Source organism: Trinickia acidisoli, assembly GCF_017315725.1.
Classification (GTDB): Bacteria; Pseudomonadota; Gammaproteobacteria; order Burkholderiales; family Burkholderiaceae; genus Trinickia; species Trinickia acidisoli.
Map to the genome: position 1 here is coordinate 274,689 of NZ_JAFLRG010000002.1, position 25,882 is coordinate 300,570.

General features: G+C 55.2%; 16 protein-coding genes and 3 pseudogenes. 12 read left to right on the forward strand and 7 right to left on the reverse strand.

Features of this window, described 5'->3' with window-relative positions:
• The first annotated feature begins 12 nt into the window (after window positions 1-12).
• The 5 genes and pseudogenes from J3485_RS19810 to J3485_RS19825 form a co-directional block, all read left to right on the forward strand.
• Window positions 13-423, forward strand: a complete 411-nt coding sequence (locus J3485_RS19810) for a Rossmann-fold NAD(P)-binding domain-containing protein (protein ID WP_206956045.1) — start codon at window positions 13-15, stop codon at window positions 421-423.
• Window positions 420-1,667, forward strand: a complete 1,248-nt coding sequence (locus tag J3485_RS29455) for a methyltransferase domain-containing protein (RefSeq protein WP_309477059.1) — start codon at window positions 420-422, stop codon at window positions 1,665-1,667. The genes J3485_RS19810 and J3485_RS29455 overlap by 4 nt, the downstream gene beginning before the upstream one ends.
• A 10-nt stretch (window positions 1,668-1,677) precedes the next feature.
• Window positions 1,678-2,523 carry a glycosyltransferase family 2 protein gene (locus J3485_RS19820; protein ID WP_206956047.1) on the forward strand — a complete coding sequence of 282 codons (846 nt, stop codon included), beginning with the start codon at window positions 1,678-1,680 and terminating at the stop codon, window positions 2,521-2,523.
• A 197-nt stretch (window positions 2,524-2,720) separates the two neighbouring features.
• A pseudogene (locus tag J3485_RS29045) lies at window positions 2,721-2,852 on the forward strand (IS21 family transposase); the annotation flags it as partial.
• Between the two features lie 796 nt (window positions 2,853-3,648).
• Window positions 3,649-3,907, forward strand: a pseudogene (locus tag J3485_RS19825) (transposase); the annotation flags it as partial.
• Between the two features lie 287 nt (window positions 3,908-4,194).
• On the opposite strand, the gene J3485_RS29590 reads toward J3485_RS19825, so the two are convergent.
• The 7 genes and pseudogenes from J3485_RS29590 to J3485_RS29670 form a co-directional block, all read right to left on the reverse strand.
• Window positions 4,195-4,431 carry a transposase gene (locus tag J3485_RS29590; protein WP_206956048.1) on the reverse strand — a complete coding sequence of 79 codons (237 nt, stop codon included), beginning with the start codon at window positions 4,429-4,431 and terminating at the stop codon, window positions 4,195-4,197.
• Window positions 4,432-5,486: 1,055 nt separating this feature from the next.
• Window positions 5,487-5,852, reverse strand: coding sequence for a hypothetical protein (locus J3485_RS29595; RefSeq protein ID WP_374192490.1), 366 nt, complete (start codon window positions 5,850-5,852; stop codon window positions 5,487-5,489).
• Window positions 5,853-5,927: 75 nt separating this feature from the next.
• Complete coding sequence (locus J3485_RS19840) at window positions 5,928-6,458, reverse strand: GNAT family N-acetyltransferase (RefSeq protein ID WP_206956049.1); 531 nt, start codon at window positions 6,456-6,458, stop codon at window positions 5,928-5,930.
• Window positions 6,459-6,850: 392 nt separating this feature from the next.
• The gene (locus J3485_RS19845) at window positions 6,851-8,113 is read right to left on the reverse strand and encodes a hypothetical protein (protein WP_206956050.1); all 1,263 of its coding nucleotides are present in this window, start codon (window positions 8,111-8,113) and stop codon (window positions 6,851-6,853) included.
• Window positions 8,114-8,175: 62 nt separating this feature from the next.
• A complete protein-coding gene (locus J3485_RS19850; RefSeq protein ID WP_206956051.1) occupies window positions 8,176-9,435 on the reverse strand; it encodes an ATP-grasp domain-containing protein in 1,260 nt (419 codons plus the stop codon).
• A 1,818-nt stretch (window positions 9,436-11,253) separates the two neighbouring features.
• Entirely contained in the window at window positions 11,254-14,604 is a 3,351-nt protein-coding gene (locus J3485_RS19855; protein WP_206956052.1) for a DEAD/DEAH box helicase, read from the reverse strand.
• A gap of 137 nt (window positions 14,605-14,741) precedes the next feature.
• Window positions 14,742-14,994, reverse strand: a pseudogene (locus J3485_RS29670) (DDE-type integrase/transposase/recombinase); the annotation flags it as partial.
• A 1,445-nt stretch (window positions 14,995-16,439) separates the two neighbouring features.
• Here J3485_RS29670 and J3485_RS19860 point away from each other — a divergent pair.
• From J3485_RS19860 to J3485_RS19890, 7 genes are all read left to right on the forward strand, one after another.
• Entirely contained in the window at window positions 16,440-17,348 is a 909-nt protein-coding gene (locus J3485_RS19860; RefSeq protein WP_206956053.1) for an EAL domain-containing protein, read from the forward strand.
• 255 nt (window positions 17,349-17,603) lie between these two features.
• Complete coding sequence (locus J3485_RS19865) at window positions 17,604-18,992, forward strand: class I SAM-dependent methyltransferase (RefSeq protein ID WP_206956054.1); 1,389 nt, start codon at window positions 17,604-17,606, stop codon at window positions 18,990-18,992.
• The gene (locus tag J3485_RS19870) at window positions 18,989-20,353 is read left to right on the forward strand and encodes a sensor histidine kinase (RefSeq protein WP_242538861.1); all 1,365 of its coding nucleotides are present in this window, start codon (window positions 18,989-18,991) and stop codon (window positions 20,351-20,353) included. Before J3485_RS19865 ends, J3485_RS19870 begins: the two co-directional genes overlap by 4 nt.
• Before the next feature lie 79 nt (window positions 20,354-20,432).
• On the forward strand, window positions 20,433-21,440 hold the full coding sequence (locus J3485_RS19875) for a response regulator (RefSeq protein ID WP_206956055.1): 1,008 nt from the start codon (window positions 20,433-20,435) through the stop codon (window positions 21,438-21,440).
• 127 nt (window positions 21,441-21,567) lie between these two features.
• The gene (locus J3485_RS19880) at window positions 21,568-22,902 is read left to right on the forward strand and encodes an IS4 family transposase (protein ID WP_445267852.1); all 1,335 of its coding nucleotides are present in this window, start codon (window positions 21,568-21,570) and stop codon (window positions 22,900-22,902) included.
• Window positions 22,903-23,093: 191 nt separating this feature from the next.
• On the forward strand, window positions 23,094-24,428 hold the full coding sequence (locus J3485_RS19885; RefSeq protein ID WP_206956057.1) for a hypothetical protein: 1,335 nt from the start codon (window positions 23,094-23,096) through the stop codon (window positions 24,426-24,428).
• Window positions 24,429-24,561: 133 nt separating this feature from the next.
• Window positions 24,562-25,596, forward strand: coding sequence for an IS630 family transposase (locus J3485_RS19890; protein ID WP_206952580.1), 1,035 nt, complete (start codon window positions 24,562-24,564; stop codon window positions 25,594-25,596).
• The last annotated feature ends 286 nt before the right edge of the window (window positions 25,597-25,882 follow it).

A 25,882-nucleotide genomic window follows, 5' to 3' on the forward strand; every position in this document is an offset into this window, starting at 1 on the left:
AGGTGCCTTCGAATGGGTACGCTCGCTGGCTATAGCTCGAACCTCAGACAGGAACTGGTCTTCAACGCTATGAATATCACGGCGATTAAGCAAGGCTGCGTCCGTTTAAAGAACCCCGACGCTTGCCGTACTATTCTTTTCCTGCCCGATCTCTGGATGCTTATCGAACAGTTGCTGAGGAAGGAGCATGAGCCTGGATTTTACAACGTCGGAAGTATTTCATTGACGATTGGCGAACTTGCGAGTCGAGTGGCATCGGTATGGGACGTCCCTGTGATCTACGAGGGGACGAGTGAAACCTATTCATTCACACTGGACTGTGGAAAGATGCAAGCGGTATGCGGTGAGAATAAAGCATCGATATCGCTCGAGGAGCGATGCCGGGATTTCATTTTCAGCTATAACTCGAAGGAGGCAACGTGAGGACAAGCGGTCGGACTTTACTCAATTGCCTTTGTTGCGGTTCGTCGGACTTGCGCGTTGTTCTCGATCTGGGTAAACAACCATTGGCGAATGGGTACACTGATTCGCCGGATGAGTCCGTTGAACACTTTCCGCTTGAATTGAACGTTTGCGGTAAATGCTGGCATGCGCAATTGAGTTATTGTGTCGATCGGCATGCCATCTTCGATCGCTATGCTTATACCAGCGGCACGTCTAGCACGTTGAATCATTTCTTCGCCTGGTTCGCACATGCGGCGGCTGTCTGTCTGAAGCGCGGGGCGCGCGTACTCGAGCTTGCCGCCAACGACGGCAGCCTTATCCAAGCATTGCTTGCCAACGGCCTCGATGCTTTCGGTATCGATCCCGCGCAAAACATCGTCGAGTCCGCGCAGTCGCGAGGCCTGCCTCTGCGTTGTGGCTACTGGCCACAGACGTCCGATATCGCCGAGGGCACGTATGATGCGATCGTTTGCATGAATGTTGTAGCTCATGTTGACGACCCGCAAGCGTTTGTCGCGGCGTGTTGCGATAAGCTCTGCCCTGGCGGCGTACTCTTGATACAGCCTTCTCAGGTCCGCATGTTCGGCAACGGTGAGTTCGACACTTGTTACCACGAGCATATATCGTTCTTCAATACGCGTTCCATGGCTGTGCTCGCGGAATCCTCTGGCCTCAAACTATATGGCTCTGCGCTCGTGCGTATTCATGGAGACAGCCCAATTTATATCCTGGGCCGTTCGGATGCTCCACCGGCCATCGATAAATGGGTATCGTCATTGGGTGACGGCGCATTCGCGATTTCTGAGCGCTTGTCCGACTACGAAGCAAAGATTGGCCTTTATGAATGGGACACCTACCATCGCTTTCGGAAGCAAGCGCAGGCGACGCTCAATGAGCTTGCGTGCGTCGTTGCTGCTCATCGCAGCGAGGGCTTCGATATCGTGTTCGTGGGCGCTGCTGCCAAGGCAATGACTGTCATCAACGCCGCGGGAATTCGACCTGATCGATTTCTCGATGAAGCAGTCCTCAAGATCGGACTCTGTGCTCCGGGCATCGGAACGCGAATTGAACCGCTCGAGGTGTGCACGACACTTCTCCGACCGGCGCTCTTCGTTATCACGGCATGGAATTTCCGCCAGGAGCTGCATGCCAAGCTTTGCGATCGCGGCGTTCCGGTCGGTTCGAAGTTTTATTGCTACTTTCCAGTACCCGAGTATCTTTGATGCGACAAGTATGAGAACAGTCATTTCTCACTTCTATAACGAGGCTTATCTCATGCCGTGGTGGTTAAAGCACCATCTACCGTTGTTCGATTACGGAATCCTAATCGATCACGGCTCCACGGACGAATCTGTCGACATAATTAGGACCATGGCGCCACATTGGCGTCTTGTTCGTAGCACGTTGCTCACATTCGACTCCCTTTTAACCGACTTCGAGGTGATGACTTATGAAAGGGACGTGCCAGGATGGAAGATCGTACTGAACACAACCGAATTCTTGATGCCTGCTTGTGATCTGGCTGCCGTGGAGGCGCAAACGCTAGGTGAGGGGCGTAAGGGGCTGGCTTGCTCCGGCGTGATTTGTGTCGATGAAGATCCGTCCACCGCCCCTGATCCAGCAAGATCTTTATTGCTGCAAAAGCATTGGGGCATCGACGACAACCTCATACTTGAGACCGAGGATCGACTGGCAATCGGCCTTACATTCGAGCCCGAGAGAAACCGCTTTTATCACTGTAGCCCTATCGGTGCTTATCAGCCCGGTCGTCATCATTCATATCATGTGGATTCCGCGCATAGATATTTGGATTTGATGGTGTTTTATTACAATTATGCACCTTGGAATGACAGAGTAATCGCCAGAAAACTCCAGATCAGGGCAAGATGTAGCCGTGATGACTTGAAGCGAGGATGGAGTGCAAAACACACTAAGGATATCGCGTCATTGGAAAAGGATTACGACAGAATTCGCCCTCATGCTGTCGATCTCTACTCGCATCGATATTGCGCAGATGCGCTATATCGACTTGCGGAACGTGAAAAGTTGCAGCTAAGCTTATCGGCACGGCAGAGTTGACTGGCAGTTGAGTTGCATTTCTAATCTTACTGTACCAATAAATCGATCTTGAAAGCGGAGCAAAACGGACTTTACTGAACCCGACGCGCGATGTAGGCCGCGATACGCTGGCGCAACGTGGTAATAGAGTCAGTCACGTGGTGCCGCGTACGGTGGGGACCCTCGTAGTACGTAACTGTTAGCGCCGATGTAAGCTCGATAACGCGTGGTCGGTGATTGTCGAGCGCGACGCGCTCGGTGAAGACGAGCATCGATGGAATATGTCGTTGCTCGCACTGACGGAAACGTACGGCTTCACACCGAAGGTGTGGAGCCTCCATCGGGCTAAAATAGCCCTGTGTCATTGATCGCGTACCCCTTGTCGAACAAAGCCCGGCATCGGCAGGGGTAGTGTAAGTCGCAGCAAGCCACACTTGTGGCCATTAGCCAACGAAAGGGGGAGGATGCCGATTCTTGATGGGGAGACATGTGGTGGCGCTTGCTCGAACAGATCGTGCCAATCGCACTCCCTGCGCGTTCCAGTCTACGGGAAAAGGGGATTGTCGGATGGCGATACGGTAACACAGTTGCTCATTAGCAAAAGAACGGGGAACTCTTATGAACTATATGTATGTCGACATGGCGGGGCTTTTGCAACGGTTCGACAAATTATGCCCGAAGGCCCCGGGCGTCTCGGAGGCTTTTGTGGGAGAAAAACAGGTAGCAGAGGAATGCCGTTCTCGTTTGCTAAGCCGCGCGATGTGCATGTGAGAGTTGCGGAAATGAGGTTTGTTTTAACGTCGCTGTTTGGCAAGGATGCGGCAAAGGTTGACATTCGTGCTGCGGATGCGGATCATTCGGCACTCGGACTTCGAGAAAGAAGCAGGGGCTATTATTTGGGTGTGCCAGCCGGCTTGCTCTTGGCCGACCCAAGTACTCGAGCCGGGTCGACAAAGCCAGCGTACGAGCGAATCACGGATTGGTTAACGCAGTGTGGTGCCGTCGTCAAAGTAGTTACTCCTGAGATTACTGTTTCGCCTGCCGCCGCTGCTCCGGCTGCTGTACTTCGGTCATCCAGTCCTCTACCACAACCACAGGTGGGCGGGCCAGGTCGCGTATAAACTCGACCAAGGAAGGAAAGAAGAGATGTTCAAGGTACCGTATCAGGTGTACACGGCAGAATTCAAGGAAGCGGCCGTGCAACGAGTTAAGGACGGGCAAGGCATGAGCGCCGTGGCGCGCGATTGGGTATGCCGTACAGACGCTACGCAACTGGCTCAAGGCGTCGGAAGCCGCCAAGCTGAACGGCTCGGGGGCGAAGGTCGTCACGGCGGAACAGCTGGAGCTCTCGCGCCTGGGGGCAGAGAACAAGCGCTTGCAGATGGAGCTGGAAATCGCAAAAAAATGTATGGTCCGCCCCGGTTTTGCAAGCGAGCCCTTGGACGATGAAGCAGTTTGCGTAAATGTATCCGGCCTCTCGCGAGTCAGCCGCTTTTGACGGCAAGGCCATGATGGGATATGCGCGCCCGGTTCCCAATAAGTGGCTCGGCCTCGAGCAGCCGTTTTTTGCCCCGGGTTTACCGAACGCCGTAGCACAGTTTCGTCATCAGGTATCAGCCTGCAAACCTGGAAGGATGTTCACTGCGTCCTATTGCTGTTTCGGTTGCCGGAGATAGAGCGCCCCCGGTCTGGTCAGCACGGGCCACGCGATTCGGGCGAGCTTGTTTGCGAGGGCAACGATGATCTTGTTGCGATGTATGCCTCTGGCTTCCATCCGACCGATCCATGCGCCTGATGATCTCTTGCGCGATCAAGGTGCAAGACGCAGGAGCGAGCGCCATGCACAAGCAGCTTGCGCAAATAGGGATTGCCACGCTTGCTGATTCCGAGCAAGCGCTGCTTGCCGCCCGTGGAGAACTCTTTCGGCACGAGACCGAGCCAGGCGACCAGACTGAAACTGTATTCCTGTGCCGGCGAAAGCGGTAATAGCTGTCGCCGTCAGTTGACCAATTCCCGACACTGATGTCAGCCGTGTAGCGGCATCGTCGGCGCTGCGCGGGCAAGAAATTCGATGAGGCGGTCGCGCGTAAATCTACTTCTGAACATCGGCTTGCCAGCAAAATCGAGACCGGCGGGCCCTCCGCAGCTCCTGGAGGTCTTAGCGAGCTTGGCAACCTAGGGCCAAAAATCGAGGCCACCGCTTGTCGGTGGCTTTCTTGCAAATGTTTTTCCGCTTCTCTTCGGCAATGCTGTTCAAACATTAGCCGCTCGTCCCGGCGCACGACCGCAAAGGCGCGCACCTCATGGTTATAAGGGGAAGGCTCTACGACACCAGGTTCACTTGCTGCACATACTTTATCGGCTGCGCTGTCCAGCACCTTGTTGAACCGATGGCTCTCGCGACAGGGTATGGCGTATCCATTTTCCTTGAGTGCAATTATTCCTATTCTTTGGGCTTCCGACGCTAGCCAATCTGTTTGACTGCTTGTCCTCCCGTATTCGCAAACGTAAGCTGCGTGCAGAAGTCGGGTTATTTGCCAATGAATCTCATCAGGAGACCCAGGTGAGGGATGGCGCTTGTCGGCTGAATAAGTCGACGCAAAGACCCTGTCACGCGCAGCGACCGAGTATAAAAGACGAGCGTCCCAAGAGGTAAGGTGAACGTATTGCTCTTCCCCGATTGTAATCGCACTCATTATCATTATAGATTCCCTGTTAATTGTAAACGGTTGTTCATAGCATTGGCTTATACAGAAGTGCCTGTGTTCACGCGACTACATAATGCATGTAGGGCTGTAGATTAGATGCAGTCGACGTACATAGGTTATACGAATCGCAGGACTTTCGGCACGAACCTCGCGGCGATTGCGTTTGACTTTCCGATGACTAACGTATAGTGAAGCAGCGTTTGTAAGCTGTTGGCCGATTTCGAATGTAAGGAACTTCCCCGTCCCGAGGCTGCGGCGGAAGCCGCAGCCTCGGCATCAAAGTGCCATGATGAGGTCTCGGCCTTCATCAAGCACCAATAGGTGAGGAAGTCCATGTCCATTGCTACCGTCGGCATCGATCTTGCCAAGAACGTGTTTGTTATCCATGGCGTGGATAAGGCTGGCAAGGCGGTATTGCTCAAGCCCATAGCATCTACATAAGTCATTAGCCGAGGCCTTCACGGAGGGCACGTAACGTGTCAGCGGCGGCAAGCACTTTATCAAGGCCGCGCCAGATGGTCCTGGCGTTCGTTGGGTGATGCGATTCATACGCCGCTGTGCGGCGCTAGCCACAACCTGCGGATAATTTTGCGCAAACTGCGGCTTTTTGCCCTGATTCTCGTCGCTTTGCTCAGCTTCCAAATCGCCGCGTCGTCGAAGGCGCAGCTACATCTGCGCGACAAAACGAATTGTTCGGGGGTCGACTTCTTGCGCAAGCTAATTTCCCGTCTCTATTTCAGCCCGTGTTACGGAGTTTTCTGAGACTCGCCCCATCAATAGCGCATCTTCAAACTTTCCGTTTCGACGTGCAATGCATCGAGCGATACCTTCAGTTTTAAAGCCGGCTCGCTGATAAATTCGAATAGCATGCTCGTTATCGGTGTAGACCATCAGACCTAGTCTTAATATGCCGAGCCAATTCTCGGCAAGGTCAACCCCTCGCTCTAAGAGAGCACTTCCTATGCCCTGTCCTTGAAATTCCTCATGAACTAGCAGGCCAATCTCGGCAGAATGTGAGCGGCGACCAGACATTGGGGAAATCGATATCGTCCCCAACACGCGTTCGTCGGACGTCCGGACGGCGATTAATCTGGTCACATTGGGCGGCGACTGCTCGAGCGTTTTTCTTATCGCATCCCGTGACTGTAGTGGCATTTGTAACCCACCCCATTGACAGCTTGGCGATAGCCAAATGTCGGCAATGCCATTCCAGTATTTCATTTCAAATCCAATTATCTCGTATTTCATGTAACCTCCTTTGTTGCGTATGGTTTAAAAAAGAGCCCGATGGGGCTGTGAACTTGCTCAAACCCCAATCGTCGTGACAGAGGATCGAGGGTATACGAAAACGAATCATTAAGGGTGAATGGTCGATGTTGATTGAGTTATTTCTTCCTCGGGCAAAAGCCACGCTGCCTCAAGTATTTCGGCTGCAAATCGGTGCTAGACAGGGCTGTATTAGCAGGCATTCTGTTTGTAAATGCGGATCGGGGCTGCGATCACGACAAATACCGTCGCGTCTCTCATGAGTGTAATATCTCTAACTACATTATTTGATATGGTTATTTGCATGAAAATTGCCATGGGAAAGTACAGTGGACCATCAAGCGTACGCATGCTGGGTTGCATTATTTCTATATTCAACGTAGCGCTTCGAGCATTGCTCCGACATTTATGAGGCATTTCTCAAACTTAGCTGTTACTTGATCTGGTGGAACACCTTCAGGCAGCTCAGCAGTCCTTATGAAACCGTCTCCACCATGACTGCGCGAAGCTAAATCTTGCAGTACAAGAACCATGGCGATCGAGACGGATACGACTACACCGGTCAATACAAACATCAGCTTCGGATCCACGGTAAGATATGAAATCGAAGAAGCGAAAAATACTGGTGCGATCGCTCGTCCCATTTGATTTACTAAGTTAAACCGGGCTGCCCAGTCAGATCCCTCCGCCTTCGACGAAACATGTTTGAAGAGAAAGGCGCGTTGCACCATTCGCATGAGACTATTTCCTGCCCCCATAAAGAGTGAACTGAAGCAAACGACAAAGAGCAAATTACTTGCTACCAAAAGACAATGTGCTAATAGATATCCAATGCCAATCGATAGTTGCAGCAGTCGACTTGAATGGGTGAGAAATTTGCAGGTGTATCCGATTAAAATGGCACCGGCCGCCGCAGTAGCGGATGCGAGTCCATAGCTTGCAGCACTCCATCCTTTCGCGTTTAAAAATATCAAAGGCACCAGAAAGTTGAAGGCCCCCACTTGAATTGCAATGAGTCCAAGGATTGCTAGGCTTCCCATCATGCTGATGGAGTTTTGTAAGCTCCTAATGCCTCTTCGACTCGTATCCGTGGGAGGCGATGTGCAGATTGCGTTGTTAGAACGTAATTTTGCAAAATCGGGAAACAACGATGGTATCCAAATGCCAACCCACATAGCTAAGGCAATCGCAAATAATTCGATACCCAGTCCCGTGCTTCCTAGCAGCAACCCAGCTAGCAGAGCACCAAAAGAAGCACCCAACTGAATGCTTGTCTGCAAAAGGCGTGATGCCTCAATTTCGGGTAGAACACCATCAAATGCTGCAAAGGAAAAATGAGTTTCCAGTGTTTGTTGAGCTAGACTTCCGAACGCAGTGCATACAACCAACAATATGTACAGGACCCATAACTCGGTGACGAAATATGTCAATATATAACTTCCCGCGATCGCCAATGCGGAAAGTACTCGTAGGCGCTGAAATTTGATGAGTGGGCGGTGTCGTACGCTCATTGCTAAGCGCCGCGAGATTCTTTGAGCAATAAAAGGGATTAGGGTAATTAATGTAAGCACAAGTCCGAGAACGGCTAATGACCGGTGATTTTTGAGCAGACGCCATACGACAATAAAATTCATCATTGAATCGCCGCACAGCGTTATTGCCAAAAATACTGTCAGCGATATCCTCTCTGCGCGGCTCATCATTCGGTGATTAGATGAATTTCTTTCGAGAGATCCAAAGCTAATTTCTCAGCAATCGCCGCATCAGGAACCCCTTCGCACTCGATGCCAACAGACAGAATAGCGGCAATATCAAAGCCGTTTGGTGCCGAATGCACTTGCGCCCCAATCGGCGCCAACGGGTAATAGTCGATAAAACCGGACTTGGTCTTTGCGATTCCGGGAGAATTGCAAATAATTCTTCCATCACAATACATCAGCTTCATGCACGTCGCTCGCGTGGGGGTGTGGCGCCTCATAAAGCCCGCAGGGGTAAATGATAATTGTGGCATGAGCGACGCGAGGTGAGCGGAAACCATATCTACCCCGTACACATCAAAAATATTGCGGTAGACGCGACCACCTGACAATCGACAGCTAAACTCTACCACTCGAAAATTCCCATTAGCATCGCGTCGCAGTTCGACGTTAAACATTGAATTTTTGACGTCAAGTGCGTCGCAAATCGCTGCAGCAATGCTGGATAGCTCATTTTCGCGCTCAGGTTCTTTAAACGGTAAGGAATATAAATCTTCTTCAAAATATGGGCCACCCATGTCCTTTTTATTATGAATGCCACCTAAAAAGAATGTGCCGTCAATTACTACACCATCTAGCGTGACCTCGGTGCCAGGGAGGTATTCCTCGATGATCATACTGCTTGAGTTATCTGACTCCTTCGAGAAATATAGCCCTTTACTGGTTCCCATGAAATTCTCGATCGACTCTACTTCATTTTTCAGGGAGTCTTCATTTTGAGCAAGACTTACATTTATACTTGAGGCAGCTCTGGTTGGTTTTATGATGACAGGGAAGCCAATTTCCCTTGCTGCTGCCAATGCTCCTTCGATATCTTTGACGGGTCGATACTTTACGCTAGGGATGGCGGCGCTCGACAAAAGCTTGCGTTGCATGGATTTGTCTCGACAAATTTTCGCTGCCCATACGGAGGCACCAGGAACCCCTAGCGCTTCATTAATATGGGCGCACAATATAATGTCTGTTTCTTGGAATGTAACGGCGCAAGAAACGCCATGCTTCTTTGCTATTTCAATGGAGTGATCAATTTCATTACTCGTGACATCGCCGCCAATATGCTCGATGGTGTAGAAGCGAGACGTATCCTCGATGTCGTTGCGCGCAGTGAGGGCTACTATATTAATGCCTAATCGCTTGATTTGAGCGATGTTCTCGCCGTGTACAGCGCAACCTTTTCGCATTACTAGCAAAATTGTTTTCATTTGAGTTTGCGTTTAATGTTTTATGGAAATTTTATGAATCAATAAAGCCATATAAGACCGTAATGTGAGCGGCGCGAATTCCACTGCGATTTGTTGAATAAATCGCGGTTTCAACCCCGATTGCTGAAGGTTACGCCATGCAGTAAAGTCGCACGGGGCGGCTTTCCCATGGCTTACTTTTTGCGAAAATATTCCTGCCGCTTCAGGGCTTTGTTTGGTAGAGGTATGCGATCAGATGGTTGGGTGCGGGTAGAAAGGTGGGGGCGATCGATCCACTTTATGAGCTTTTCGTGTCGTACCAAGCCTGTCTGCAAGCTGGTGAAGCGCGTAAGCGTGCCAAACCGGCGTATCGGGTGACTAGCGCACGGGCCTATAACCGGAGCCTGAAACGGCGTGGCCACTCGGCTTGTATTGCCCGAACGGCGATCTGAAGGCGTTGTTCATCAACCCAGAGCTGTATGTGCCGGGCGTGTCTGGCGCAATCCGACCTAAACGAACGCCTATATCGAGTTCATCGAGGAGAGCGTATCCGTCGAGGTGGCCCTGGCGAGCGTGCTGGCAGTCGGCGAGCGTCGACTGCGTGATCGCTGACGGCGCGTACTACAGCATGAGGCCTGGCCGAGCGGTGGCGTGCTACCGGTGTCCGCCGCCAACACCAGCCAACGCCATTGTTCACAGGGTGTGATCATCATCGCCAACCTCGTGAACCTGTGGGACAGCTTCGGCAAAGCCGTCTGGGTCAAGGTTATATAGTTGCGCCCGCAACTAAGTGGATGCGTACCTTACCGAACAAAGCCATTGGCTTTTTTGTTAACTGGAGGTGATGATGTTAAGCGCCGCAGAGAAGTTCGCACGCGGTCGGGCAGCCTGGGAAAGCGGGAGCGAGGCGTACCGCGCTAGGCAGTATGACCAGGCGGCACAGCTCTTTGCTCAGGCCGACCGGGCCTTCACAGCTGCCGCGGACGTGGGTGGTGTGCCCGCGAATATCCGTTTCTCAGCGCGCGGGTTGGCGGGGATATTGCGTGGCCAAGCAGACTGCGCGCGCGGACACGCGGCTGACTGCGCTGAGCAGTACGTCGAGATGACAAAGTTCTTTGCTCGCGCTCACCAAATCTTCACAGCCGCCGCGACCGTGCACGATATGCCGGCGGATCTGCGCGCCGAAGCACGCAGGCTGGCGAGCGGGGCCCGGGGTCAGGCAGGTTGCGCGAGCGGGCGCGCGGCTTACATTGATGGGCACTATGCTGCAGCGGCAGAGTTTTTTGATGTGGCCCACAGGTTCTTCGTAGTTGCCATGGCTGGTGTGCCGGCCGGGCGCGCCGAAGCGAGCATGTTTGCTCACATGGCGAACGGCCAGGCAGAATACGCGCGCGGATGCGAGGCGAGCAGCGTCGGGCGGCATGACCTGGCGGTTAAGCATTTTAATCATGCCAACTTGGCCTTCACTGTCTCAGCGGGCATGGATGGAGCATCGCCGGATTTGCGTGACGAAGCGCTCAGGCTGGCGAGAGCGGCGCACGGGCAGGCAGCAAGCTCGCGAGTCAGGGAGACTACTAGTACGTTGGATCCGAGTTACCAAGCGGTGCAAGACCTGTTGGGTCTAGCAGGCAGTGGACGCCCTCGTGCTTCAAAGAGGCCCCGGGGTGCCGACGTCGCAGCTCCGTCTGCAGCGGTCGCTGCCGGTTCGCCATCACGCACACCGGTCCCGCAGCAAGGCGGTGTTCGATAATATTTCAGCGTATTGCCAAGTCGTCCGTGCCGGAGTTCGTCGAGAGAGCTGGATCATGGCGACGGATGTTAAAGAGGCCCGCGCCTGCACTACGTGCTGATTCGGGCATGCGAGCGTAGTTGGGTGGCCGGTGCATGTGCGAGAGCGCTCGGAATGGGCTCAAACAACGCTTCGAGATCGCCGGCCGAGAACTTGGCTGTGCTGGCGGCATCGTTGGAGAGAATCGCGTCGGCAAGCGCGGCCTTCTGCTGCTGCATGACGACGATTTTCTCCTCCACACTGCCCGCGGTGATCAGCTTGTAGACGAACACGGGCTTGTCCTGCCCGAGCCGGTGCGCGCGATCGGTAGCTTGGTTTTCCACGGCTGGATTCCACCACGGATCGTAGTGAATGACAGTGTCGGCCGCAGTGAGGTTCAACCCCACGCCTCCGGCCTTTAGGCTGATGAGGAAAAGCGGCACTTCACCCTGCTGGAAGCGTCGGATTGGGGCGGCACGATCGGTCGTCTCGCCGGTCAAGACGACGTATGGAATCTGTGCATTATCGAGCGCGGCTGCGATGAGATCGAGCATGCTGGTGAACTGCGAAAAGAGCAGGATGCGGCGGCCTTCCTCGATGAGCTCGGGCAGCATCTCAAGCAATAGCGCAAGTTTGGCCGATTCCTTCACCCGAGTGGCTTGCGTGGTTTTGAGCAACCTCGGATCGCAGCAAACCTGCCGGAGCTTAAGCAACGCGTCGAGCACGATTAGATGGCTGCGTGCGAGACCATTGACGGCGATCGCATCGCGAACCTTCTTCTGCATCGTGGCGCGCACAGCCTCGTAGAGATCACGCTGTGTGCCTTCGAGGTCGACGGTACGAACGATGATCGTCTTGGGTGGCAGTTCAGTGGCGACCTCGTTCTTACGTCGACGCAGCATGAAGGGACGGATGCGCCGAGCAAGCAGTTCGCGCCGCACCGTATCGCCGCTCTTTTCGATCGGGGTGCGCCAGCGTCGCGTGAAATCGTCACGAGAGCCGAGAAACCCGGGCAGCAAGAAGTCGAACTGTGCCCACAGCTCGCCCAGGTGATTCTCCAGCGGCGTGCCGGTCAGGCATAGACGGTGCTTTGTCCGCAGGGAGCGGATGGTGGCGGCCGCTTTGGTGGTCACGTTCTTGACGTACTGGGCCTCGTCGAGGATCAGCAGATGATACGGGTGCTGAGCGAGCATTTCCTCGTCGCGCCAGGCGAGCGCATAGGTGGTGAGAATGAGATCGTGTTCTGCGATCTCATCAAATCGCGTATGGCGTTGTGCACCATGCAGGTTGAGTACGCGCAACGCCGGCGCGAAGCGTTGCGCTTCGTCGCACCAGTTATGCACAAGCGTGGTGGGCACGACGATAAGCGCGGGTTGGGTGAGTCGCCCCGCCTCCTTTTCGGCGAGGATATGTGCGAGGGTCTGCACCGTCTTGCCGAGTCCCATGTCATCGGCCAGCACGCCCGAGAGGTTGTGTTCGCGCAGGAACTGCATCCAGGCGAGCCCCTGACGCTGATAGTCGCGTAGTTCAGCCTGCAGCCCTTGCGGCACAGGCACCTCGGTGACACCGGGGCCGGCCATCAGATGCTGTGCGAGTTGGCGAATCGACGCGTTGCCATGAAACTGCCAGCGGCCGGTATCATCGAGCGCCGCGAGGCGTGCGGTGTCCCACTCGGAGATTTGCATGCCGCTGCCGACATGCTCGAGCAGGTCGATCAGTACGCGCACAATTGGCTTCAGGCGTCCGGCTGGTAGACGCAGCCGCTCGTTGCGTGCGGTTTTCAGTTCAATACCTTCATCATCGGCGATGGTGTTCAACTGCCCGGAAAGCCAGCGCGCATCGCGCGCAAAGAGGTCGGCCAGCAGCGGCTCGATACGCACCCTCTCGCCGTTGACCGTAATACCCATCTCGACATCGAACCAGCCTTCATCCGACTGCCGCAGGCTGCCCTCGATTACGTCGACCTCGATCACGTTGTGACGGAATTCGGCTGACATCTCGACCTGCCAGCCTTTCTCGCGCAACGCTGGCAGCGTGTGCTTCATGAAGCTCGGCCAGTTATTTTCCCTGGACGGTGCGAGCATGCCTGCCGGGAAAGCGCGGGGACCTTGGGCTTGACCGGAAGGAATCGCGCATAGTCCGGCGCGCTGCAATTCTGTCAGGTGACGCTTCTCGCCGACGGCATCGCGCTGGATCTGCATAAGTTCGCGGTGCGCGCCGAGACGGATGAGCGTCGTGTCTCCCTGCGCGGAGACACGTTCGCCCTCGTAATCAAAGTGGAGGGTCGCGAAATCCAGTGCATTATGAACGTTCGTCGACGACCAGTTTGAGTTCCACGCTGGGAATGTATCGAGCAGGAGCACAGGCACAGGCGGGGATTCGATGACGCGTACGGTCGATTGGTCATACGCTGGCGGCAGCGGTAAGTCTGGCACCACTTCGCGCAGCACCTTGCCCACGAGCGGAGCTTCGTCAAGGGTGATGGCGGGTATCGAAAGGACGTCGGCGATATTTGAGGCAGGCCAGGCTAACTCGATGGGGCCGGCTTCGCCCGCCATGGCATCCAGATACCAGCAGGGCTCGGTTGCCGTGATGAGTAACGTGGCATCAGGTTCGGTTTGCAAGGATGGACGCACTCTTGTGTCGGGTAGCGTGTGCCACGCAATGCGTCCAGGGCGAGCCGATCCGCCGCGCAGGGGGCTCGGTTGTCCAGAATGCATGGTACTGACCGTGGGCGAAACAAAGGCGCGGCCGGTGGCAATGAGTTTTTCGAGAAGAGCGGCACCGTTGGTGCCTTGCAGGCCAAGCTGACCGGAAAATGCGTTGCGCGAGCGCCCGAGCCACAGTCCGCGCAGGATCGGCAAATCTTCTTCGCTCACAAATTTCGGCGGCTTAACGAGCGCATTCTCGATGTTGTGCCACGCATCATCGAGCGAGCGGATCGTGCCGTCAGCGGCCACGCGCGATTTGTACAATACAAGCTGCGGGCAGCCCTGATACGTGCCGGTGATCACATAGGCAAGCGCATGGGATGACCTTGCACTTGCCTTTTTGCTGCCTGGAGTCGCGCCCAGATGCCTGGCCCGAAAACCCTCGAGCCAGCCTACCAGTTCGGGGCGCACGCCGGTGACGGCTTGTTTGGGTAGGTGGGCGAGGCCCGCGATCAGGAGAGCAGCCACGTGCTTGCAATGGCCGCCGACCGGACAGGTGCATTCGCTCTCGATCCAGATGTCCTCATCGATGTCGTTGAACCAGATCCGCACCTCATAGGGGTGTGAACGGTTACCCTGAACCTTTCCGGTTAGCGTATCGCCGTCCTGCCACTGTAGATGTGAGACGGCATGTGCGTAGTCGTGGGCCTTGATGACCGTGTGGGAGTCCAACCACGCTGTGATTTGTTTGCGATCGTATTGGATGCTCATTGGCAGAAGATCCAGGTCATGCTTAACGTGGGTGGTTTGAAGGCGTTCTCAGGAGCAAGCTGAAGCGATCGTATTTTACGCGTGCGCCGGTAGTGTCAAGTTATTTGGCAGCCGGACAACCGGGTGCGATAGGAATGTCAACTGATTGGTTTGGGCTCACGAAGCCCAGGCCGCCCTGGCCGAGTACGTGCTTCGCGTTTGCACTGCGCGTTGCAGTTGTAACGGTAGCCCATGAACAGATTTGAAACCTGCCCATGGACCGAAGCGAAACGTTGTAGCGGGTGGGCCGATTTGAACTGCCGCATGATCTTCTCGCGCACCCGTGTGGCAGGTGCGCATTCTCCGCCCGGTTGTTCAAGCCTTTGCGTGTAGATGCGCGACGTTCACGCCGGCTGAGCGTGAAGCAAATTACATGAGGCGATGACCCTGGCTTGGTCACAAATAACCTGAGTCAATGCGTGATGAAGTCGCGCCAACCTCGAGATTCTCTTAACGGGCCAATGCCGACGCACCTGTTCGAGCAATTAGTACGGGCCGCGGAGCCACTGCAGCTGCTGAGGAAGTTTGGTGGTCAATTACAACAGGCTGAATGGGAGGAAAAGGCAATGCCATCGCGAAATCGCCGGCATCTGAACAGTCGGGTCGATACAATGATTCGCAAAACTCCTTCAAGAGTATCGCCTCTATGTTTCGCCCAAATTCATGTATGCGTTGTATTGTCTTTGTATGACGACGATCACGAGAATCATCTAGCAGCGAATGTCCATAGTCGGGGTGCTTTTGCACGACCCTCACCTGCTGCGCCGCCGGCGGCGGCTCGCCCGCCGTTAGTGAGGGTAAGAACAATTGCCCGGCATCACATCGGACACACCAATCCTGTGGTGCATCCATCCAGCCGATTTTGGCCTCTTGCCAATACTTTCTTGCCCGGTTGGCCTTCAATTGCATGTCACCCAACCTTGGTGGATCTGCAAAACAGTCGTTAGCGCAGGCCGCTGTCTCAGCGAGCGCTTGTAATGCCCAATACAGGGCGCGGGCTTGCTGAGAGTAGGGCGAATCTTTGTCAAGATACGGCGCTAGGCGGGCACTCGCTTCATCGTATGGCTTTGGATTGAAGACCATACCTTTGCGGCGGTACGGGCCTCGATTCAGTACATCGACTGCTGCCTTGAAATCGTCTTCATACGACATAACGTAGTGACCCGACGTGGTTCATTTTGGGGTTACGCTCGAAACACGGAATCGCTATACCAGTTCGGCTCCGCGCATTCTCAGCGTGATGCGGAAAGCGGGCTTCCGAACCGCGCCGGATTTTTAGAACCGACGGGTGGTGATTGGCCGTGAGGAAAATACCGCGCGACATGAAATCGCTCATCGATACTCTCGTCTGCTCGGGCCCACCGAAGACTTACTGGATCCTTGTTCCAATCGACTTTGTTCGACAGGGGTATGCGGGGCGATTGCATTTGGCCGAGCGGCGCCAGTAAAGAACTTGCAGCCATTCTCGATGCATGCGTCGTCGACCAAGCAACGCCTTCCGCCCATGGCGCTCTTGCTGCAATGCTTGGTTGTCAGCTTGAAAGCCATATCCAATAGGCCTTTGCCAAATGCGATGGTCGTGCGACTAGAAACCCCGTTCATGAATCTGTAAGCAGTTTGTTGTGCGACGTGTGACACCCTGCTTCGAAGCATTTGCGCTCACATACGTCGTCGGAGCGACAGCTAGATCGCCCATAAATGATTAAGCCCAATGCAACAGCCGAGGTGGCCCGGCGAGACCTATCTGAGGCAGGTTAGTTGCAGACGAAGCACCAGTCCTATGCAAAGGAGGTCGCATGCATACCCTGCGCGCGCAGCCGTCCCCAGCAGACCTCGCAAGCTCGACATGGCTTGAGGTCGGCGAGGAAACGGAATGGTGGGTCAGAAGTGGAGTTGCGCCGGACATCACGTTGTGTTCGTCCTTTCAGCCGATCTTTAGTCTACGTTCCGGTAATGTGGCAGGGACGGAAGCCTTACTCAGGGCGTATCTCAATGATGGGGCGCAAATTTCACCGCCGGCAATGTTCGCCCAACGTTCCATGGACGAAGCCGTTTCGCTCGACCAGCGTTGCCATCGCACGCATCTGCATAACGCCGCCAGCGTGCTCTGCAGCGGCGAACAACTTTTTCTCAATTTCAGACCCGAGACGCTGCTCGTGGCCGGCTACGCTAGCGAGCTCGTTCAAACGGTGAAGCGAGCCAGCCTGGCACCGGGGCAGGTCGTCATAGAAGTGGTCGAGGCTGGCGGTTCATTGCATCAGCTTGCTGATGCGGTAGTGGAATTTCGTAATAGTGGTTTTCAGATTGCGCTCGACGATTTCGGTGTCGGCCTGTCTAACATAGACAGGCTGGTCCAGCTTCAGCCGGATGTTGTGAAACTGGATCGCTCGCTGCTTACGTTTGCAATGCGCAATTCGCGGGCAGCAGCGGTGTTTTTGAAACTCGTTGCCCTGCTGCGCGAGGCGGGGAGTGCTGTGGTTGTGGAAGGGGTTGAAACGCAGGCTGATTTGGATTTTGCCGCCATGGTTGAAGCCGATATGGTACAGGGCTTCTATCTTGCTCGGCCCGCGTCACTTCGAATGCCGTACGGCCATGCTAGCACCGTGATCGATAACGTGTGGTTTGTAGCGCGCTCGTTTCGACGTGCACGTAGACGGAATATGGAAGAGTCCAAAATTGTCCGTGACGGTGCGGCCTGCCAGTAAATGAGAATGAATAGGTGGCCCTCTGGATTTAGATCTTCTCGTACTGACCCATATCCTCGATGGCAGTCTTATCGGATTCTATGCGAGCAACCCTTGTACACGCCAGGTGCGAAGGACTGACCGAGAGGATGCGCAACTATTCGCGTCAAGGTTGTGTAGCGTGGCACGATACTGCGGTTGCCGAGTTCGAACGTTTGAAAACAGATATCAAAATTCAACCCATGATCGTCTCCGGGATTCCTCTGGCAAAATGACGTGAACTCGAAGATCCAAATCGACCCGGTAGTCAGCTTCCGCAATTCGCAACGCGAGCAAGTGCGGGGCACCATCATTAATCTCCGGAGAAATTCTCTGGTGATGGAGATTTACAATCCTTACTCGATCGTTCAGGTGAGTGAAGTGCTGAGTGATCTGACTGTTCGCATAGGCACTAGAAACGCATATCTGGGCAAGGCTGTGGTCATTAGCCTTGTGAACACCGGCCTCACTGCCGTAGCTTCTCTGACACTCATCGACGAATGGCGGGACTTGGCCGATCTTCCCAGCGGAGGAAAGTCGGTTGGCCGCGAAGCAGAGCTATTTGTCAGTGATTGGGACGCGCGTTTTAGCATACGCCGAGATTATCAGATCGTGGTAAATGAAATGCGTGCATTTCTAGCGGAAGTTTCGCGCTGGGTCGAGCAAGTTGATCTGACCGAAGATCTTCCGAAGGAAGACGGACGGCTGCGGGTGGATGTGTTCCGCGAACTTGCAGAGCCGATCATGTTAAAGGTCAAATCTTACCTCGGAGGGCTCGAGGAAGAGGCCGCAAGGGTTGATTCTGAAATCGCGCCCGTGCATCGTAACTATGCTCAAATGGCACTGCACCCTTTACTGCTGCGCGCACCTTTTGTGTATAGAACCTTCACTAAACCACTTGGTTATGCAGGTGACTACGAAATGGTCAACCAGATCCTGGGTGACCCGCAGCAAGGCCCCACCACGTACTTTCAAATTGTCAATAGTGCCTTTTTGATGGCACCCGTTGCCACCGCACATCGAAATCGGATCAATATTTTGGTCGATTTCTTGACGCGCCAGGCCGATGCGGCAAACGCCGCAGGTAGGCCGTTTCGCATTCTCAATGTCGGGTGTGGGCCGGCCTGTGAAATCCAGCGCTTCGTGCGTGAATATGTCAGGCCTGAGCTACTGTTATTTCAGTTGGTGGACTTCAGCAAGGAAACGCTATCGTTTACAAAGGACTCGATCGAACGATTCGCCAGTCATGAGGGCTGCAAAGTGTCGGCCGAATTCGTGTGTCAATCCGTGCACGAATTACTTAAGCGAAGGCTTGGTCCGGATCCTGATTTGCGAGAGTTCGACGCGGTGTACTGTGCTGGCCTGTTCGACTATCTCTCGGATAAGGTGTGTGCACGGCTACTTGCCTATTTTGCGGCACGTACGCGACCCGGAGGTCAAGTGCTGGTCACTAACGTTCATTCGTCTAATCCCCAGAAATACGGGATGGAGCATTTGCTCGAGTGGTACCTGATCTACCGGGATGAGGCGGGTATGAACGCCTTGCTGCCGGCGAACTGTGTGGAACGCAATCTTTACGTCGACGAAACAGGTGTCAATGTATTCGTGGAAGCCACCATCAAATGAAACACGGGCAGTCAACCTCGGCCGTGAGTACCGGCCAACTTCATACAGGCTATCAAGCTGAATTGTCGGATTTTCGACTAGTATTCAGTCGTGGTGGAGCCTATACAGCTATCGCATTGGTGTTGTTGGGAGCAGGGCTGGACTATGGACAGTACCCTCATCTGCAGGTGGCATTCGCTGCGGTGCGTGTGCTGGTTTCGCTGCTGATCGCTGGAATTATCATGATTTTGTACAGCGAATACGGAAAGCGCTTTACCTCGGGGTTGACTTTTTTATGGTTATTGCTTCCGCAGATGATGATTTCCTGGATGATTTTCAGGACTGACGGCGCGCAATCTCCCTACTACGTAGGGCTAAATCTGGCTATATTTGCGTCTGGCATCGCTCTGCCTTTCGGCCTGTGGCAGAACGTTGTATTTGGAGGGGTGTCCTGCTTGCTGTATCTGTTGGCCTGTTTGCTGCACAGAGATGGAGGCACGGGGCAGGTGGGCGCGCTGCTGGTCAATACACTATTGTTGTTGTTTGCCGCAGTGGCCAGTGCCGTTTATACCTTTTTCAATGAGCGTGCGCGCTTCATGTTGTTTAGCCTCAAGGTCGAGGTGTCGGAGAAGAATACGGAACTCGAGGCCATCAACCGCAAGCTCGTCGACATTAAAGGGCAATTGCTTCAACAAGAAAAGATGGCTGCAATCGGTACGTTGGCGGCAGGTTTGCTTCATGAGGTGAACAATCCCGTCAATTTTTCTTTGATGGCTATCGAGGTAGCCATGGAAGAGCCTGCTGCGAAGTTTGAATCTGCGTTGCATGAATGTCTGACGGACGCTAGGCAGGGCATGCAGCGTGTTCAGCATATCGTCTCGGATCTCAAGACCTTTGCTTATCGAAAGCCCGGCGCCGAGGTGGAGCAAGGAACGCCTTTCCTGTTTGAAAAGGCGCTTGAGTCTTCGATGCGTTTGACCTCGCATGAACTGCGCGGTGTTGCTACGACACGTGATTTGCCTGCCGATACCCTTGTGCTCGGCGATGAGGCCGCAATCATCGGAGTGCTGATAAATCTCATCTCCAATGCTGTGGTGGCGATGCGTAAGGCGGGGACAGTCGTGCCAGCGATTCATACGTCGGCGAGGTGGATAGAAGAGCGTCTGCATATCACTGTTCGCGACAACGGTCCTGGGATAGCTAGTGAAAATCTTGCCCGAGTATTCGAACCGTTCTTCACTACGCGCGACGTTGGGCAAGGATTGGGCCTTGGTTTGTCGATCAGTTATGCGGTCATTGAACGCCATGGAGGCGTTCTTTACGCTGAAAGTGAGCTAGGTAGCTGGGCCGCGTTCAGCTTCGATCTTCCTAGAGCTAGTTAAGCGATGTTGATTTTCTCATTGTGGTGCAGATGATTTCGGATTGTATGGGTATCGAGAGTCGTATACACAGGAGTTGCTGATGAATGAACCGTGTGCCATAGAGGCAAAGCCGCCAATGATCCTGTTCATTGACGATGAGGCGACGGCCGTCAAATACTTTCAGCGAGCTATCGGCAACCTCGCTCCGGTACTGGCCGGTGGCTCGGTTGAAGAAGGCAAGGCCTTGCTGGATGCGCACTCTGATAGAGTAGCTGTTCTAGTGTCTGATCAGCGTATGCCTGGCGAGTGTGGAAACGAGTTACTGCGCTATGCGAGTGAGAGGTATCCGCATGTTGTGCGAATACTGACGACTGCCTATTCTGAAATCGATCAAACCATCGAGGCGGTCAATCACGGACAGATTCATCGGTATATCAAGAAACCGTGGGACATTACCGCATTGCGGCTGGAGTTACGGCAGGCGCTTGAGCTGGCGGGGCTGCGCAAGGAGCGTGATCAGTTGGTGCGAGAGAAACTCACTGTGTTGCAGCGGCAGACTATTGCTACGCGCATTGCGGTAATTCGCACTGTTGCGGCCAGCCTGATCGGTCCGGAGCGCTTCCAGCCAGTGGAAACATATCTCGCTTGCGCCGCGCTTGCGGGGGTTCATGCACCGGAGCTCGATTGGTTGCTGATGGACTACGCTGATCTCGTGGAAGCGGAGAGCCTTCGTGGAGGTGCTTTCGGATATAGGGTGGCAAACCATCTCACCGCTCTGCGCACGCGAGGCACTGGACCTCGGGAAGGCCAGGCCACGATTGTGCTGGCCGAGCTTCTTGAAGCAGCGGGAGGCGCGGTACGGCGCGAGGCCGATACGCTTATTTGGGGCGATCCTGCGGGATTTGCCGAGTTTCTTGGCGCTTCCACAAATACTGCGGTATCGGCTCCGCACGCTGTATGGATGGCTACGCTCCTCTGGCTTGACGAGAATGGCCTCGCACTGGCAGCCGCAAAAGAAGGTGAAGTCATAGTGTTACGGCCTACCATTCCGGCGGCCGAGTGGGGGGGGGACCGGCTAGCAACGTGGATCGAGCATTTCCGAGTGTGAATGTTTCATATGCTCCGTGGAAAATGCGTGAGTCGGTCGAACTCATTCCATTACACACAAGTCGGCATGAGCGGTTTGTAAACTGTCGCGGTTTGCCGTTTGCTCTTGCTTTTTGCGCGGCACGCGAATGGCACGAGCAACGGAGAGCTGGGCGGCAATGGAATTCAAGGGCATCGATCTGGGCGACAAGCGCCTGAACCGGCGGGCGATCCTGCTGGCCGAGCAACTGTCGGGCAATCCGACGGCGAGCATTCCGCTGGCGTGCGGCGGCTGGGCTGAGACGGCGGCGGCTTATCGGTTCTTCGCGCAGGACAAGCTGGAATGGACCGACGTCATGGAGCCGCACTGGCAGAGCTCGACCGAGCGGATGCGGGCATGTGAGGTGGTGCTGTGCCTGGATGACACAACCGAGCTGAACTTTAACGGGCAGGAGATCGCTGGACTGGGGCCGTTGTCGTATGAAGCACAGCGCGGCATGTACGTTCACGCGACCTACGCGGTCACGCCACAGCGTGAACCGTTGGGCGTGCTCAATGCCTGGATGTGGTCGCGTGAGCGCAAGGACGCCCGAGGCAAGCGTGGCGGCCTCAAGGAAAGCACGCGCTGGATCGAGGGATACGAGCGGGTGGCCGAGCAGGCGGTGGATCTGCCCGGCACACGGCTGGTGTATGTCGCAGACCGTGAGTCGGACATTGTCGAGCTGATGGCCAAAGCGCGCGATTTGGGTTATCCGGCCGACTGGCTGATTCGCGCCCAGCACAATCGCGTGTTGCCCGAGGGTCAAAGACTCTGGGATCACGCCACGCAAGGCGAGGCGCTTGGTGAAATCCGCTTCACGTTGCCGGGTCGCCAGCGACAGAAGGCGCGGGAGGTTCAGCAGCAAATCTGGAGTCGTCGGATCGACGTGCCCGATGGCCAGGGCGGTGTTGTGTCGATCAATTGCCTTGTTGCGCGAGAGATTGACGCGTCCGCCGGGGCGACGCCGATCGAATGGCGCTTGCTGACCAATCGCGACGTGCCGGATATGACCGAGGCCGCGCGACTGATCGATTGGTACCGCGCCCGCTGGGAGGTGGAAACCTTCTTTCATGTGCTGAAGAACGGTTGCCGGGTCGAGGCGCTACAACTGAGCACGATCGAGCGCATCGAGCGGGCGCTGGCGGTGTTCATGGTGGTGGCGTGGCGCATTGCCCGTCTCATGCGCTTAGGTCGAACTTGCCCCGACCTCGATGCCGGACTGCTATTCGAGCCCGATGAATGGAGGGCCGCCTTCATCCTCAACAAGAAGGCCCCGCCCGAAAAGCCGCCGCGGCTAAACGAAGTAGTACGGCTCGTCGCCAGGCTCGGCGGTTTCCTCGCCCGCAAAGGCGACGGTGAGCCTGGCGTCAAAACCATCTGGCTAGGCATGCAGCGAGTGGTGGATTTTGCTGCCGGCATCAGATACGCACGCGAGCTTGAGTAGCAGACTTGTGTGTAATGGAATGGGTTTAACCATCATCGGCTCATGGAACCGCTCTGCTATATGACGCCCGCTGAAGCTGACGCAAACTACTATTGCCAATTCAGCGGCGCCATTGCTGTGCCGGCATCAACTTAAACCAACCAGCCTTCAGGATTCCCGGGCGGTTCTGTATTCCAAGGAAGGAGCTGAGGATGCCTTTAATCCCCACGGTGCCACTGGATGCGTTGCAAATCGTCTTCAGTTTTTTGATGCCGCCCGATCTGTGGGCGTTTGCACGGACGAGTTCAGATGCTTGCCATGCGGTAGGGCTTTGGAGATTGGCTGATGCGTGGTTACAACATATGTATGACAACGGGCTCAAGTGCACCCATGGGCCGCTAGGCGATCGGGCAGCGGTAGACCGTCGGGCAAACGCGCTGTGTGGGCTGGCTGAGACCATCCGACACCTGCCGCCAAACCGGCGAGTGGCTGCATATAAAGACTTGTGCGTGGCCGTCAAGCCGCTGCTGTGTCAAGAGCGGTTGGAGTATGCGGCACGCGTGTTGCCCAGGCTGGGTATATCCATCCTGGCCTTGCCGGAACGCGAGCTACAGGAAGAGTATGAAGCGTTGTTCCGCTGCTCACCATTCGCGCGGAGCGGGCTGGTCACGGCCATCTCAGGCTTGCCGCTAGGCACGCGAGCGAAAGAGTATGACCGTCTGTGGGCGGCCTGCGGCTCGTTCCCAACTCGAGCCGAGCTGTGCGCGTTTAGCGCGGTCATCTCAAGCCTGCCGGAAGCAAAGCAAGAGGCGGCGTATCGCAACGTGTGCGAGGTCGCGAACAAGCAGGGGCCACGCGATAAGGCAGCTGTACGAGGCGCGGCCATCCTGGGCCTGCCGGAAGACAAGCGAGTGGCGGAGTATAAGAGCGTGCTCAGGGCCGCCACGAGTCTGAGTTCTCGCGATCGGGCGTGCGTGCTGGACGTGCTATGCACGGTCGTCCCGAGGCTGCCGCAAGACGCGCAGGAGGCGGCTTATCGCAAGCTGTGCAAGGCCGTCATGAAGCCGGATCCTTGCGATCCTGGCTTGCTGGTTAGGCTATGTATGGTCATCCCGACCCTGGAAGGCGGGCGAGAGGTGGCGTATCGTAAGTTGTGCGAGGCCACCGACCAGATGAGGGAGCTGGATCCGGTATTCAGGCTGGGCATGCTATGCGCGGCCATCTCGAGCTGTCCGGCAAACAAGCAAGAGGATGCGTATCATGCGCTGCGCGCGGTCGCCGACAGGATGTCGCCGTTGGACGTGACATGCATGCTGGGCGCGCTGGGCGCGGCCATCGAGCGTTTGTCGACATCTAGATTAGCAACCATGCCCCCATCTGTAGCCGCCGGTGGCTCGGCTGCACCTGCCGGAGGGCCTCAGAGTGGCGCCCCGATCGACAGGAGTCTCAATGTTCTCGACGGGCACTCATGCCGTGCAGACGCACCACCAAGATCGCGCAGACCAGTACGGGTCCCCGACCGTGGTGGTCGTTGTGTGGTGGCGTGAGTGGCGTTGGTGCGTAGAGGAAAGTGAGGGGGCAATGGTCCCTTCCCTCATGCGCGAGGCGGTCTATCCCTTGCTGTCAAATAAAGTACTAAGTTTTTAGAAAGTAATTTCACATCCGTGAGACAATGGCTGGATGAAATGCAAACGTTCATCAGACGGCCGCAAGCTGGATCACCACACGCTCCAGGTCATGCGCCAACAAGCGGTTAAGGCGGCGCACGAAGGCACAACGGTGGCATCGATAGCGGCTGCGTTCGGTGTGAGCACTCGCACGGTTTTTAACTGGCTCGCCCAGTTCGCCGAAGGCGGACAGAATGCACTTTTGGCCAAGCCGATTCCGGGGCGGCCACCGAAGATCAGTGCCGACGAAATGCGTTGGATTGCCCAGGCGGTTCGCGACAACTCTCCCCAACAGTTCAAGTTCGAATTCGGTCTGTGGACACTGTCGTTGATCAGCGAACTGATCAAGCGCCAGTTCGGCAAATCTTTGGCGTTGGCCTCGGTCAGCCGTGTCATGAAGCTGCTTGGCTTTTCCGTCCAAAAGCCGCTGTATCAAGCTTGGCAGCAAGACACCCAACTCGTGCACGAGTGGGAAACCAAGACGTATCCGGCGATCAAGGCGCAAGCCCGCGCGCAAGGCGCGGTGATCTATTTTGCCGATGAAGCGGGCATTCGCTCCGACTACCATACCGGCACGACCTGGGCTCCGGTCGGCCAAACGCCCGTCGTCGAGGTAACTGGGCGACGCTTCTCGTTCAACATGATCTCGGCGGTCAGTCCTGGTGGCGAATTTCGCTTCATGATTCACGAGGGATCGGTGAGGGCGACGACCTTCAAGGAATTTCTCGCTCGTCTGATGGTCGGTGCAAGCAAGCCAATCTTCTTGATCGTCGATGGTCATCCGATCCATAAATCCAAGCTCGTCAAAGACTACGTCGCATCGCTCGATGGGCAGCTCACGTTGTTCTACCTGCCGCCCTACGCGCCGCAGTTGAACCCCGATGAACAAGTGTGGGCACACGTCAAACGGCGAGTCAGCCGGCAGCTTGTGCAAAGCCTGGACGACATGAAGTCGCTCGCCCTCGGTGCGTTGCGACGCATTCAAAAACTGCCCGACCTCGTCAAATCGTTCTTCCGTCAGCCCGAGTGTCAATACGCTAGCGAGTGAGGCTACTTTCTAAAAACTTAGTAACTCTATGGTTCACCCCATTTTTGCAACCCCGGATTATCAATGTCGCGTTAGCTTGCCTAAACGTAGGGGAAAATAAAATTGACTTGGTTTTGGCTGACGCGATAGCCCGAGAATTCGCCAATTGCGGCGACATCCGTAGGTGACGTGTAGGTTGTGCGATGACAGATTGGTTTCAATAGACCGCGCAGTGATTGGCACGGCTTTATGCAGTTTGTCTTTTATTCGGTTTGAATTTGTCCATCTTTAGCGTCACGTCGTAATC